This is a genomic window from Zoogloea sp. GDB6, from assembly GCF_056724105.1.
The window spans coordinates 2151726-2164883 of the sequence record NZ_CM161497.1 but is presented as its reverse complement, the minus strand read 5'-3'; the positions used below and the strand labels follow the sequence as shown (position 1 = coordinate 2164883).

Below are 13158 nucleotides of genomic sequence, written 5' to 3'. Positions count from 1 at the left end.
TGGTGGCGAACACAGTCAGTGCTACCGGTCCTGTTCAACATCTACCGTCACGTCATTGGCCTGAGCGCGCCGCGCCTTGCGGTAGGCGGGCAGCTCCCCGAGCTTCATCCCGGTCGGAGGCGGCCGGTGCTTGCCCTGCCCCACGCGCTGAGAGCGATAAATGCCCGTGTGCCCCGAGAAGAGATAACTCACCACGCAGGCGATCGCCGCGAACACGCCGATCTCGGCACCGAAGATCTCCATGGCCATCAGCGTCGAGGCAATCGGCGTATTGGCGGCGCCCGCAAAGACCGCAACGAAGCCGATGCCGGCCAACAGCGCGAACGGCATGTCGAGCAACGGGGCCAGCGCGTTGCCGAGCGTCGCGCCGATGTAGAACAGCGGCGTCACCTCACCGCCCTTGAAGCCGCTGCCCAGCGACGCGACCGTGAAGCCCAACTTGGCGATGAAATCGAGCGGCGACAGGGGATGCTGGAAGGCCTCGACGATCACCGGAATACCCAGGCCGAGGTAGCGATCCGCACTCGACCACCAGGCGACGGCGGCGATGAGCGCACCGCCGATCAGCGGCCGCAGCGGCGCGTAGGCGATGCGCGCCTTCATCCATCCGCCCAGCGCATGGGTCGAGTCGGCAAACAGCTTGCCGGCCAGGCCGAAAACCGCGCCGGCCAGGATCATCGCCACCAAGCCCCAGGCTGAGAAGGCGGGGATATGGGGAATGGCGTAATGGGTGTGCTGGATCCCCCACAGCAGCCCCACCTGCTCGGCCACGATGGCCGACACCGTGCAGGCCAGGATCGCGTCGTAATGCAGGCGGCCGATGGCCAGCACCTCCAGCCCGAAAATGGCGCCGGCGAGCGGCGTGCCGAACACCGACGAGAAGCCGGCGCTGATGCCGGCCATCAGGATGATGCGCCGGTCCGCGTGCCGCAGCCGGAACAGCTGCGTGAGCTGATCGGCGAGCGCGCCGCCCATCTGCACCGCCGTCCCTTCCCGCCCCACCGAGGCACCGAACAGGTGGGACACCACGGTCCCTCCCAGCACCAGCGGCGCCATGCGGAACGGGATGACCTTCTTCGGATCGTGGATCTCGTCGATCAGCAGGTTGTTGCCCGCCTCGACACGCTGCCCGAAACGCAGGTAAAGCCAGCCCACCGCGAACCCGGCCAGGGGCAGGAAGCCGATCAGCCACGGGTAGCGGAGGCGCGTGGCGGTGGCCCATTCCAGCGCGTACAGGAAGAAGGCCGAAGCCGTGCCCGCCAGGGCGGCAACGGCGCTGGCCAGCAGGATCCACTTCCCGAGATAGGGAAGCAGATCGATCTGTTCGAGTTGCTTGAGTCGTTTCATGCTTGTCCAGACAGTGGTTGGGGAGCTGGACAAGCGAACGGGCGTAAAAAATGCCCGCACCGCCCGGCTTGACCAGGAATCGATGCAGGCATCATCAGCCCCGAGGGCGGTTAAGGGAGGAATGCCATCTCCACTGGCCGGATTCTAACCGAGGCGCGGGCCGATCCGGAAGAGCGCTGGCGGACGAGGCGCCTTCCCGCCCTGGACCGGCCCGGAAGGTGCCCTCAACTCAACGCCCGTAGCGGACCGTGAGCGTCGCCTTGGCGATCATATTGGCGTGGATCATGAAGCCCGCCAGCGCGGCCGTCGCGTTGTCCGGCAGATCAATGCGCGAGGTCTTGAGTGCGTAAGCGGTGAAGACATAGCGGTGTGGCTGGTCGCCCGGTGGTGGGCAGGCGCCGCCGTATCCCGGCGTGCCGAAATCGGTCCGCAGCGTAGCGGCGTGGTCAGGGAGTCGCCGTGCCGTCACGTCCCCTGCCCCTTCGGCCAGGCCGGTGGCCTCGGCGGGGATGTTGATGACCACCCAGTGCCACCAGCCGGAGCCCGTCGGCGCATCGGGGTCATAGAGCGTCACCGCGATGCTCTTCGTTCCCGGCGGCAGGCCGCTCCAGGCCAGCGCCGGCGACACGTTGCGGCCAGCACAGCCGAAGCCGTTGAAGACCTGTTCGGCGGGCAGCCAGCCGTCGGCTTCGAGCACCGGGCTGGTGAGGCGGAATTCATCCGCGCTCGCCACGGCCGGCAGCACTACGAGCAATGCGGATGCAAGAATGGATTTCATGGACATTACGTGACTCCTCGTTTGATCGACGAGGCAATTCTCGATGTCCGGTGGCCTCAACCGTTAGCCCGATCCCTCCAAGGCTTGTGCGCCGCCCGTCACGCCGAGCGGAGATAGGACGGCAGGAATCCGTAGCGGGACTTGAAGGCCGCCGAGAAGCGGCTGTGGGAGTCGTAGCCGCAGCGCTGGGCGACCTCACCGACCGGCAGCTGCGTGGTCTGGAGCAACAGCATTCCCGTCTCCAGCCGGATCTCGCGGATCACGCCGCCGATCGTCAGGTCATGCTCGGCCAGGCGCCGGTGCAACGTGCTGGCGCTGGTGTGGCAGGCTTGGGCCGCCGTCTCCGCAGTCCAGTCCGCGTGCGGCCGGTTGGCGATGAGGCGCCGCACCCGGTCGGGCCAGCTCAAGGCCTCGCGGGGCCGCAGCACACAGCCCTGCTCCGCCAGCATCAGCAACACCTCCGCAACCCGATGCTGGCGCAGGCGCTCCGACACTTCCGGCGCTTCGATGGAACGGGCGGCCCGCCCGATGGCTTCGGCCAGCGGTCCATCGGGCGTGGTCACGAAGCAGCCATCCGGCCGCCGCCCGTCGAAGTCGTAAGCATGGGCACGCTGGAAGTCCCGGATCGCCGTGTCGCCGAACTGCAGCACGAGCGCCTCGTAACGGCCGTCCGGCGCGGGGTCGTTCACCACGTCCCACTGGGACCCGCGCACCAGCACCACCGCCGTGCCAGCCTTGAGGGTGATGGGCAAGCCACCGCCGTGGAGCGTCTTGATGCCGCTGCGCACGAGGATGAGCACGTCCTCGCGAACCGCGACCGTCGCGACGCGGTGCCGCACGCGGCTGGAGATGAAACAACTGGCGGGAAAACTACGTTCTTCCATGGGTCAGCGAGTGGCCGTGCCGCCATCCTCCGGAGCCACGGCCGGCTCATGGCACACCACGCAGAGCTTGTTCCCGTCCGGGTCCCGGAAATAGGCCCCGTAGTAGTTGGCGTGGTACTCGGGCCGCAAACCCGGCGCGCCCTCATCGGCCCCGCCGTGTTCAAGCGCCAGTGCATGGGCCCGATCGACCACCGCCCGGCTCGTCGCCAGCAGCGCCACCATCTGGCCGTTCCCGGCGCTGGCGGCCGCCTGGTCGTACGGCCGGCCGATCACGAACAGCGGCCGGGCGCCCGGCGCCGGCTCCCAGCCGGCCCACGGCCGCTGCGGATCGCAGAAGCGCTCGTGGAGCCCGAGCGCATCCATGAGCGGCCGGTAGAAGGCCAGCGCCTGCTCGAAGTGATTGGTACCCAGAAAGACATGTGACAACACTGGAACGCCTCCATCAGTCGCAAAGCGGCGTGCCGGCGAACCCAAGACAGGGTCAGCGCTGCGCGCCGCGGCATCGATAATGAATGAGTACGGACGCGCGGTGTTGCTCAGGCCCTGTCAAAGCTTGCGCATTTTCTTTCAGATGTCGGGCGCAAAACCGTCCGGCCTCCTCAACGAACCAGCTGCGCCAACCCTGCCTTGCCCACCGGTGCCTCGGCCAGCCAGGGAATCAGCGCGCAACGGCTTGCCAGCTCGTCTGCCACCCTCCTTACGAAAGGCACTTCGTAGCGGCCGCGCTGGCACAGCAGCGGGTCGGCGGTGCCACTGGCCAGCAGGGACTGGTTGATGACCCAGGCGTAGGGCGTGATGCCTGCCCGGGCCAGGTCACCCTGCAGGCGCTCGGCCTCGTGCACGGGCGTGGCTTCCGGCAGGGTGACGATCAGCACATGGGTGTAGGCCGGGTCGCGCAGCCGCGGCAGCAGCTGGCGCACCGACTCCGGCATGTCGCCCTGGGTGCGCATGACTTCCCGGTGGTAGGCCTCGGCGGCATCGAGCAGCAGGATGGTGTGGCCGGTCGGCGCGGTGTCGAGCACCACGAAACCGTCCTTGCCTTCATCCACGGTGCGGGCGAAGGCGCGGAAGACCGCAATCTCCTCGGTGCAGGGCGAACGCAGGTCTTCCTCCAGCATTGCCAGTCCACCGGCGTCGAGGCTCTTGCCGGCCTTGGCGAGGACCTCCGCGGTGTAGTCGGCCACCTCCCGGCGCGGGTCGATGCGCGTGACGGTCAGGCCGGGGATGGCCCCGTCGAGCGTGGCCGCCACGTGGGCCGCTGGGTCGGTGGTGGACAGCACGACCTTGCCGCCCCGCTGCGCGAGAGCCACGGCAATTGCCGCGGCGACGGAGGTCTTGCCGACGCCGCCCTTGCCCATGGTCATCACCACGCCGTGGCCGGAACAGGCCATCTCGTCCACCAGGCCGGCCAGGCCCGGCGGCAGCTTGGTGGCCGGCATGTCGCTCGATGTGGCGGGGGCTGCGGTTTCCGGATGAGCCATCACGCGCAGCGCGTCGAGTCCGACCGTGCCTTTCGGCAGGAAGGGAATCGTGCAGCCCGGCAATCTGGAGAGCTCAGCCGGCATCCGGGCCAGGGCTTCAGCGGCACGTTGCGACATGGCAGCGGCAATCGCGTCGTCGGTTTGTGCCGCTGCGAAAAGCCCGTTGATGGCCAGCATCTGGTTGCGGATACCCAGCTCCGCCAGCTCGCCCCGCGTGCGCTCGGCCTCCCGCAGCGATGCGACTTCCGGCCGACTGACCAAGATCACCGTGGTTTCCGTCGGGTTCGACAGGCGCGCCACCGTGGCCGCGTACAAGGCCTTCTGCTTCTCGAGGCCGGCCAGCGGGCCGAGGCAGGACGCACCACCGGTGGACGACGAGATGAACTCATCCCACGCAGATGGAAGCGTCAGCAGGCGCAGCGTGTGGCCGGTCGGCGCGGTGTCGAAGATGACGTGCTCGAAATCGGCCGTCGCCGCCGGATCGCCAAGCAGCTTGGAGAATTCATCGAAGGCGGCGATTTCCACCGTACACGCCCCCGAGAACTGCTCCTCCATGCTCTGGATGGCCGCCGCCGGCAGGATGCCGCGGTACGGGGCGACCATCCGTTCCCGGTAGGCATGGGCCGCGGCTTCCGGGTCGATATTGAGGGCGCACAGGCCCGGCGCGCCGGGAATGGCGGTCGGTGCCTGGCCCAATGCCACCCCCAGCACCTCGTCCAGATTGGATGCCGGGTCGGTGCTCACGATCAGTACCCGCTTGCCGGCCTCGGCCAGCGCCAGGCCGGTGGCGCAGGACAGGGACGTCTTGCCGACACCGCCCTTGCCGGTGAAGAACAGGTAACGCGTTTCGGTGTGTGGGAGTGCCATGGCTCGACTCCTCCGGTCAGCAGCAGCCGGACTTGGGATCGCAGCAGCCACCGGCCGCGCTGATCTTGATGCGCGGCTTCTCTTCCGTCTTCAGCACGATGCCGAGCTTTTGCACCAGCTGCTGGCGCGACGGATACATGCCGGTGGACACGATATGGCCGTCCACCGTGACGATGGGCAGGCGGTCCATGCCGGCTTCCATTTCCTTGAGCACCGCCGGATTGGCGGCGAAGGCCTGGGGTTCCTGGCCGAGGTTGTGGCGGGCAACCTCCACGCCGTGCTCCTCCACCCACTTCAGGTCGGCGGCGAACTGGGCCAGCACCGGGTCCACATCCACGCCGCACACACCGGTCGAACAGCACATGGCCGGATCGAACACTTCGAGCTTTTTCATGATGATCTCCTCGGAAAATCAGCGGGCCTCATACCAGCCCTTGGACGCATTGACGACCTTCACCACCAGCAGCATCACCGGCACCTCGATGAGGACGCCGACGACGGTGGCCAGCGCCGCGCCGGATTCGAAGCCGAACAGGCTGATGGCCGCAGCAACAGCGAGTTCGAAGAAGTTGGATGCCCCGATCAGCGCCGACGGACAGGCCACATTATGCTTCTCGCCGACGGTACGGTTGAGCCAATAGGCGAGCGCGGAATTGAAGAACACCTGGATGAGGATGGGCACCGCCAGCAGCGCGATGACCAGCGGCTGCTCCAGGATGGCCTTGCCCTGGAAGGCGAACAGCAACACCAGCGTGGCGAGCAGCGCCGAGATGGACCACGGCCCGATCTTCGCCATCGCTGCATCGAAGGCAGCCCGCCCCTTGGCCAGCAAGGCCTTGCGCCATAGCTGAGCCAGCACCACCGGAATCACGATGTAGAGCACCACCGAAGTCAGCAGCGTCGCCCACGGCACCGTGATGGCCGAGATGCCAAGCAGCAGGCCCACCAGCGGTGCAAAGGCGAACACCATGATGGCGTCGTTGAGCGCGACCTGGGACAGGGTGAACAGCGGGTCGCCGTCCGACAGCTTGCTCCACACAAAGACCATCGCCGTGCACGGCGCCGCAGCCAGCAGGATGAGGCCGGCCACGTAGCTGTCGAGCTGGTCCGCCGGCAGCATCGGCGCGAACAGGTTGCGCACGAACAGCCAGCCCAGCAGCGCCATCGAGAAGGGTTTGACCAGCCAGTTCACGAACAGCGTCACGCCGATGCCGCGCACGTGCTGCTTCACTTCGTGCAGCGCGCCGAAGTCCACCTTCACCAGCATCGGGATGATCATCACCCAGATCAGCAGGCCCACCGGCAGATTCACCTGGGCCACCTCCAGGCGGCCGATCGCCTGGAAGACACCCGGCGCGAGCTGTCCGAGCGCGATGCCGGCGACGATGCACAGGAAGACCCATACCGTCAGATAGCGCTCGAAGAAGCCCATCGGCACGCCTGCGGCGGCCTTGGCGGTCATTTCACATTGAACGGACATGGCTTACAGCTCCAGTGCGCTGCGGACCGCTGGCACCAGGGTGGCGCGGATCTCGTCGCGAACGCGGACGAAGCTCTCCAGCGGCTCGCCGTGCGGGTCGTGGAAAGGCATGTGCATGCGCGGCACCGGACGCGGGAAGATAGGACAGCTCTCCTTGGCGTTGTCGCAGACGGTCACCACCAGATCGATGCGCTCGTCCATCACCGCATCGATGGTCTTGGGGTAGAGACCATTGGTAGGCAGGCCGGCATCCTTTAGTGCGGCGATGGCGCCATCCGCCACCTTGGGCTGCGGCAGCGTACCGGCCGACAGGGCGCGGAGCTGACCGGCCAGTTCATGATTGAGGATGGCTTCGGCCATCTGGGAGCGACAGGAGTTGCCGGTGCATAGCACCAGTACGGTCTTGAGTTGGGACATGGTCATTGTTCCGGCTGGTCGGCTTGTTCGTCGGGCTTACAACACGCTGCGGCGGCTGAATCGGCTGAAACGCCATTAGCCGGATTTCTGCGCTTGGCGATGGTGTCGCAGGCGGCGGCCTTGGGCAGACAGGCCTCGCCCTGGCAGCAGTTGTGGGTCAGGAAGGCGATGAGCTCGTCCATCGTCGCAAACTCGGCCGAGTAGCGGATGAAGCGGCTCTCCTTCTGCCCGCGGATAAGGCCCACACGACTGAGGTGGGCCAGGTGAAAGGACAGGGTTGGCGCTGGCAACCCCAGTTGTTCTCCGATCGCACTGGCGAACACCCCATCCGGCCCGGCCTCCACCAAGAGGCGGAAGATACTCAGGCGGGACTCGTGGCCCAGGGCGGCGAGAAGCTCGGCAGCATTTATCGTTTCCATAGTTCCAATATTATATAAATATAAAATGACGGTTATGAAGTTTTTGTTGCAGGGCCAGTGCGGCCAATCCGTTGACGTACGCTTCGGCTGGGCGGCCTGTCACGGATTGGTCATCGTCCGGTTCCGAACATGAAATATGCACTCCGTACTGTGCGTGCTTTTTAAGAAATACGATAAAAATGTCGGAGACGATCATCGCAACGAATCTTCCCCCGTTGACGCACAGTCTGGCTCCGCTTGCCGATGCGTCCCGCCACCCGCACCGTCCGCTGTTGGAGGACGTCCATGCGCGCCAGCTGCAACTCCGGGCCCTCCTCGCCGTCACGCTGGACGAGCAAGGCGGCGTACTCAGAACACAATCGCAGGAGATGCGCGAGGGCTTCCTGCTGACCTGCTCCGTGATGGGCGAAGAGGTCCGCCAGCTCGCCCAGGTGCTGCATGTGCGCCTGAGCGCGAGTCAGGCGGCCTGAGCCGCCTCCAGACGCATCAGCACGGATGCGCCAGCATGCGGGGAACCCCCAGCAGGCCGGCCACGACCGAGCGTGAGCAACCCAATCTCCTGCTCGCAGCTCACCTCGCCATCCGGATCGGGACACACGAGCCCCCCCAACGCCATTAATCCATCTGGCGAGCGCACCAAACCGGTGTTTGAGGACGCTCGCCCGTCGCTTTGTTGGTGCGTCGAATTGCCCGTAAATCGGCCTTGCACCCCGTTCCAGCGCCGTATTCAGACAAACATGCCAATGGCACAGGAGTTGCTTTGAATATGCACAGATCCAGACAGATCCTTGGGGAATGCCCGATGTAGGGCGTGATCCCGACAGGACAACGGCGTCCGCATACTCCCTCCATCGTCTCAGCACGATGGAGGGAGTATGCGGACGCTTTTTTTTTGCTCGGTAAGGAATGAATGCAATGACCTCGGCTTCTGTGAACACGGTGTGCCCCTATTGCGGGGTCGGTTGCGGGATGTCCCTGGAGGTCCAGGATGCCAAGGTGGTCAAGGTCTCCGGCATCAAGAGTCATCCGACCAACTTCGGACGGCTGTGCACCAAGGGCTCCACCAGCGCCCAGGCCTTGCGGGAGTCCGGGCGCATGGAAGCGGCTTTCATGCGTACCGACAGGCAACGCGATCCAATACAGGTCAGGATGGATGAGGCCATCACCCAAACCGCCAAGCGCCTGAAGGCCATCCTCGACCAACACGGCCCCGACGCAATTTCCCTCTATGTTTCCGGCCAGATGTCACTGGAGGCGCAGTACCTCGCCAACAAGCTGGCCAAGGGCTACATCGGCACCAACCAGATCGAGTCGAACTCGCGCCTGTGCATGGCCAGCGCGGGCAGCGGGTACAAGCTCTCCCTGGGGTCCGATGGCCCGCCGGGCTCATACCAGGACTTCGACCAGGCCGACCTGTTCTTCGTGATCGGCGCCAACATGGCCGATTGCCACCCGATCCTGTTCCTGCGGTTGATGGACCGGGTCAAGGCCGGTGCCAAATTGATCGTGGTCGACCCGCGCCGCAATACCACAGCCGACAAGGCCCATCGGTTCATGCAGATCAAGCCGGGCACGGACCTCGCCCTGCTCAACGGCCTGTTGCACCTGTTGCACGTGGGCGGCTACACCGATGCCGGGTTCATCGAGCAATTCACCGAGGGCTGGGAGGCGATGCCCGACTTCCTGGCCGACTACACGCCGGAGAAGGTCAGCGCCATCACGGGCATTGCCGAGGCCGACATCCGCGAGGCCGCCCGGATGATCGGCGAGGCCAGGGCCTGGATGAGTTGCTGGACCATGGGGCTGAACCAGAGCACCCACGGCACCTGGAACACCAACGCCATCTGCAACCTGCATCTGGCCACCGGCGCGATCTGCAAGCCGGGCAGCGGGCCGTTTTCATTGACGGGCCAGCCTAACGCCATGGGCGGGCGCGAGATGGGCTACATGGGGCCAGGCCTGCCGGGCCAGCGCGCGGTGCTGGTCGAGGACGACCGCCATTTCGTCGAGGACGTCTGGGGGGTACCACGCGGCACGCTGCACACGCGCCTGGTGGGTGGAACGGTGGCGATGTTCGAGCGCATGGCCGCGGGCGACATCAAGGCCTGCTGGATCATCTGCACCAACCCGGTGGCTACGGTGGCCAACCGGAAGAACGTGATCGCGGGCCTGGAGAAGGCCGAACTGGTCATCGCCCAGGACGCCTTCCTCGACACCGAGACCAACCGCTATGCGGACGTCCTGCTGCCGGGCGCGCTGTGGGCCGAGGCCGAAGGCGTGATGATCAATTCCGAGCGCAACCTGACGCTCATGCAAAAGGCCGTCGAGCCCCCCGGCCAGGCGCTGCCAGACTGGCAGATCATCGCCCGCGTGGCCTGCGAGATGGGCTACGCTCACGCCTTCAGCTACGCCAGCGCCGAGGCGGTCTTCGAGGAGATCAAGCGTTTCTCGAACCCCAAGACCGGCTACGACATCCGTGGCGCCAGCTATGCCCGCCTGCGCAAGACGCCGCTTCAGTGGCCGTGCCCGCCGGGCGACGCCGCGGACCGCCACCCGATCCGCTACCTCAACGACGGCATCAGCCAGAAGCTGAAGATCAGGAACGACGGCACCCGGCCGCCCATCGCCTTCGCCACCCCCAGCGGCAGGGGTGTGTTCTTCGCACGCCCCCATGCCGCCCCCGCCGAACTGCCCGACACCGATTTCCCCTTCGTGCTCAACACCGGCCGTCTGCAGCACCAATGGCACACGCTGACCAAGACCGGCAAGATCCCGACGCTGCTCAAGCTCAACCCCGGCCCTTTCGTGGAGATCCATCCAGAGGACGCGGCCGCGCTGGGCATCCATGACAAGGACCGTGTCGAGATCCGTTCCCGCCGTGGGCGTGCCGTGCTGCCCGCCGTCGTCACCGACCGCGTGCGTGCCGGCAATTGCTTTGCGCCATTCCACTGGAACGACGTGTACGGCGAGCACCTCGCCATCAACGCGGTTACCAGCGACGCCATCGACCCGCTGTCGCAACAACCCGAATTCAAGTTCAGCGCCGTGGCGCTGTGCCGCCTCGCCCCGGAGCCCTCGCTCACCCTCGACGTCGAAACATCCGCACCGACGGGTAAGCCCACACTCCGGAACGCCGTTCTGGCGACGGTCGGCGTTCCGGCTGGAGCGACGAGCCCGACAAACATTCAAACCAGGGAGCACCACACCATGCAAATCAACGCGCTGGCCCGACTGCTGGGGGTCGAAGCCACTCCGGCGCCCCCCCTGGAGCTGCACGAGCAGCTCTACCTCCAGGGTTTCCTGAGCGGCCTGCAGAGCGAGGAAGCACGCCAGCTGGGCGGTGTGCCAACCCTGCCCGCGACGGCTCCGCTGGAGCCGGCGAAACGGGCCCTGGTGGATGGTCTCCTGGCAGGCCTGTTCTCGCGGACCTGGCTACCGTCCGACACACCGCGAGCGCTCGGGCTCACCGACGCCCCGCCTCTCGAAGCGACGCATCCGGCAATGGAGCCCCCGGTCGAACCCAAGGCAGTCACAATCTTGTGGGCATCCCAGACCGGCAACACCGAAGGCTTCGCAGGCGAATGCGCCAGGCAATTCGAAAGCGAAGGCCGGCGCGTGACGCTGCTGAGCATGGACGCCTGCAAACTGGAACAGATTCCCCCGGATACACCATTGCTCCTGCTGACCAGCACCTTCGGCGATGGCGATCCGCCCGACAACGGCGCCGCATTCTGGCAGGCCCTGCAATCCGATGCGGCGGCCCGACTGAAATCGAACCCCTTCGCCGTACTGGCCTTCGGCGATTCCAGCTACGACCAGTTCTGCGGCTTCGGCCGCAAGCTCGACGCACGCCTGGAAGCGCTGGAAGCCCCTCGCCTGACTCCCCGCGTCGATTGCGAACCCGAATACCAGTCGTCGGCAGCCGCTTGGCTGGCTTCGGTCAGTCAGGCGCTGAAGGCGCTGAGCCCCACTGCCCGATCGTTACCCGCAGCACAAGCCGTGCTGGCGATGGCGGGCGACGGCAAAGCCACCCTGCCCGAGCCAGCCCAGGACGCCAGGAAGCCCTCGTCCTTCAGCAAGCAAAATCCCCTGCGCACCCGGCTGTTGGTGAATCGGTTGCTCAACGTCGAAGGCTCAAGCAAGGAAACGCGGCAGTTCGCCTTCGACCTCAAGGACTCCGGTCTCGGCTACGAGGCCGGTGACGCCCTCGGCGTGTGGCCCACGAACTGCCCCGAGCTGGTGGCCGACATGCTGACCGCCCTGAAGCTGCCGGCCTCCGCACCGGTCTCGGTCATGGACGTGGGCGACATGCCGATAGCGGAAGCCCTGCTGCGCCACCAGGATATCGCAAGAGTCACGACCGACATGCTGGGCTTCATCCGCGAACGCTCCGGCAGCCCGGTGCTTGCCGACCTGCTCAAGCCCGAGCATGCGCACGACCTCAAGCAATGGCTATGGGGGCGCCAGATCGTGGACCTGCTGGAAGAATTCCCCATCCAGGTCACGGCCCAGGAATGGATCGCCGCGCTCAAGCGGCTGCAGCCGCGCCTTTACTCGATATCTTCCAGCCCCAAGGCGCAGATCGACGAAGTGCATCTCACGGTTTCGACCGTCCGCTACGCGCACAAGGGCAAACCCCGGCGCGGCGTCTGCTCCACCTTTCTGGCCGATCGGGCCGGCGAGGTCGACATACCTATCTTTGTCCAGAAGTCGGCGCACTTCCGCCCCCCCAACGGCAAGGAAACACCCATGATCATGGTGGGGCCCGGGACAGGTATCGCACCGTTCAGAGGTTTCCTGCATGAACGCCGCGCCCGCGGCGACAGCGGGCGCAACTGGCTGTTCTTCGGAGAGCAGCAAGCGGCCACCGATTTCTACTATCGCGATGAACTGGAGGGCATGCACCAGGACGGCCTGCTCACCCGACTCAGCCTGGCCTTTTCACGCGATCAGGACAAGAAGATCTACGTCCAGGACCGCATGCGCGAACAGGGGGGGCAACTGTGGGCCTGGTTGCAGGAAGGCGCCCATTTCTACGTATGCGGCGATGCCGGCCATATGGCCAAGGATGTCGATTCGGCCTTGAGGCAAATCGTCCAGGAACATGGGGCCATGGCGATGGATGCCGCAACGGAGTATGTGGCGCAGATGGCGAAGGAGAAGCGATATGTCCGCGACGTCTATTGAGGATGCGGCGATACTGCAACGTGCATCTCACTAGTGGAGCGAAGAGTAACCACCCTTTTTATAGGGTTTCTGATCATATCTTCCAATGCCGCTATTTGTTCCGCCAAATCAAGGCTCTGGGGTGCTTTGCGGGGAAAATTTCTTGATTTTCAGCGCCAGAAACACTACTAAATGTAGTAGAAAATTTCTTTTTATCGCACCGTTGACTTTTGTAAGTATATGATTTTAAACAACTAAAATATTTTGCCAATTTCCCGCCTTGGAGTAAGCTATGCGCCGCTTCAGATCACTACCAATA

The 13158-nt window shown here is 65.4% G+C and carries 11 protein-coding genes and 1 riboswitch; of the genes, 2 read left to right on the top strand and 9 right to left on the bottom strand.

Annotation, left to right across the window (positions count from 1 at the left end; genetic code table 11):
- Positions 1 to 21: 21 nt before the first annotated feature.
- The 9 genes from AC1PQG_RS09825 to AC1PQG_RS09785 all read right to left on the bottom strand — a co-directional run bounded on the left by AC1PQG_RS09825 (position 22) and on the right by AC1PQG_RS09785 (position 7673).
- Positions 22 to 1347 (bottom strand): voltage-gated chloride channel family protein, encoded by a 1326-nt coding sequence (locus AC1PQG_RS09825; RefSeq protein WP_481122381.1) that lies wholly within the window; start codon positions 1345 to 1347, stop codon positions 22 to 24.
- Between the two features lie 78 nt (positions 1348 to 1425).
- Positions 1426 to 1488: riboswitch (Fluoride riboswitch) on the bottom strand.
- Between the two features lie 88 nt (positions 1489 to 1576).
- Positions 1577 to 2131, bottom strand: a complete 555-nt coding sequence (locus tag AC1PQG_RS09820; protein ID WP_481122380.1) for a YbhB/YbcL family Raf kinase inhibitor-like protein — start codon at positions 2129 to 2131, stop codon at positions 1577 to 1579.
- Between the two features lie 92 nt (positions 2132 to 2223).
- Positions 2224 to 3009, bottom strand: coding sequence for a helix-turn-helix transcriptional regulator (locus AC1PQG_RS09815; RefSeq protein WP_481122379.1), 786 nt, complete (start codon positions 3007 to 3009; stop codon positions 2224 to 2226).
- A gap of 3 nt (positions 3010 to 3012) precedes the next feature.
- Entirely contained in the window at positions 3013 to 3438 is a 426-nt protein-coding gene (locus AC1PQG_RS09810) for a VOC family protein (protein WP_481122378.1), read from the bottom strand.
- A 170-nt stretch (positions 3439 to 3608) separates the two neighbouring features.
- Positions 3609 to 5357 (bottom strand): arsenical pump-driving ATPase, encoded by a 1749-nt coding sequence (arsA, locus tag AC1PQG_RS09805; protein WP_481122377.1) that lies wholly within the window; start codon positions 5355 to 5357, stop codon positions 3609 to 3611.
- 16 nt (positions 5358 to 5373) lie between these two features.
- The gene (arsD, locus tag AC1PQG_RS09800) at positions 5374 to 5751 is read right to left on the bottom strand and encodes an arsenite efflux transporter metallochaperone ArsD (protein WP_481122376.1); all 378 of its coding nucleotides are present in this window, start codon (positions 5749 to 5751) and stop codon (positions 5374 to 5376) included.
- An 18-nt stretch (positions 5752 to 5769) separates the two neighbouring features.
- Positions 5770 to 6837, bottom strand: a complete 1068-nt coding sequence (arsB, locus tag AC1PQG_RS09795; protein ID WP_481122375.1) for an ACR3 family arsenite efflux transporter — start codon at positions 6835 to 6837, stop codon at positions 5770 to 5772.
- A 3-nt stretch (positions 6838 to 6840) separates the two neighbouring features.
- Complete coding sequence (locus tag AC1PQG_RS09790) at positions 6841 to 7254, bottom strand: arsenate reductase ArsC (RefSeq protein ID WP_481122374.1); 414 nt, start codon at positions 7252 to 7254, stop codon at positions 6841 to 6843.
- 2 nt (positions 7255 to 7256) lie between these two features.
- Entirely contained in the window at positions 7257 to 7673 is a 417-nt protein-coding gene (locus AC1PQG_RS09785; RefSeq protein ID WP_481122373.1) for an ArsR/SmtB family transcription factor, read from the bottom strand.
- A gap of 215 nt (positions 7674 to 7888) precedes the next feature.
- On the opposite strand from AC1PQG_RS09785, the gene AC1PQG_RS09780 reads away from it, so the two are divergent.
- Together AC1PQG_RS09780 and AC1PQG_RS09775 are read left to right on the top strand one after the other, a co-directional pair.
- A complete protein-coding gene (locus AC1PQG_RS09780; RefSeq protein WP_481122372.1) occupies positions 7889 to 8143 on the top strand; it encodes a hypothetical protein in 255 nt (84 codons plus the stop codon).
- A gap of 445 nt (positions 8144 to 8588) precedes the next feature.
- On the top strand, positions 8589 to 12860 hold the full coding sequence (locus AC1PQG_RS09775; RefSeq protein WP_481122371.1) for a sulfite reductase subunit alpha: 4272 nt from the start codon (positions 8589 to 8591) through the stop codon (positions 12858 to 12860).
- Positions 12861 to 13158: the final 298 nt, after the last annotated feature.

Coding starts and splice junctions, on each gene's coding strand:
- AC1PQG_RS09825 (WP_481122381.1), bottom strand. CDS start 1,347: ATGAAACGACTCAAGCAACTCGAACAGATCGATCTGCTTCCCTATCTC.
- AC1PQG_RS09820 (WP_481122380.1), bottom strand. CDS start 2,131: ATGTCCATGAAATCCATTCTTGCATCCGCATTGCTCGTAGTGCTGCCG.
- AC1PQG_RS09815 (WP_481122379.1), bottom strand. CDS start 3,009: ATGGAAGAACGTAGTTTTCCCGCCAGTTGTTTCATCTCCAGCCGCGTG.
- arsA (WP_481122377.1), bottom strand. CDS start 5,357: ATGGCACTCCCACACACCGAAACGCGTTACCTGTTCTTCACCGGCAAG.
- arsD (WP_481122376.1), bottom strand. CDS start 5,751: ATGAAAAAGCTCGAAGTGTTCGATCCGGCCATGTGCTGTTCGACCGGT.
- arsB (WP_481122375.1), bottom strand. CDS start 6,837: ATGTCCGTTCAATGTGAAATGACCGCCAAGGCCGCCGCAGGCGTGCCG.
- AC1PQG_RS09790 (WP_481122374.1), bottom strand. CDS start 7,254: ATGTCCCAACTCAAGACCGTACTGGTGCTATGCACCGGCAACTCCTGT.
- AC1PQG_RS09785 (WP_481122373.1), bottom strand. CDS start 7,673: ATGGAAACGATAAATGCTGCCGAGCTTCTCGCCGCCCTGGGCCACGAG.
- AC1PQG_RS09775 (WP_481122371.1), top strand. CDS start 8,589: ATGACCTCGGCTTCTGTGAACACGGTGTGCCCCTATTGCGGGGTCGGT.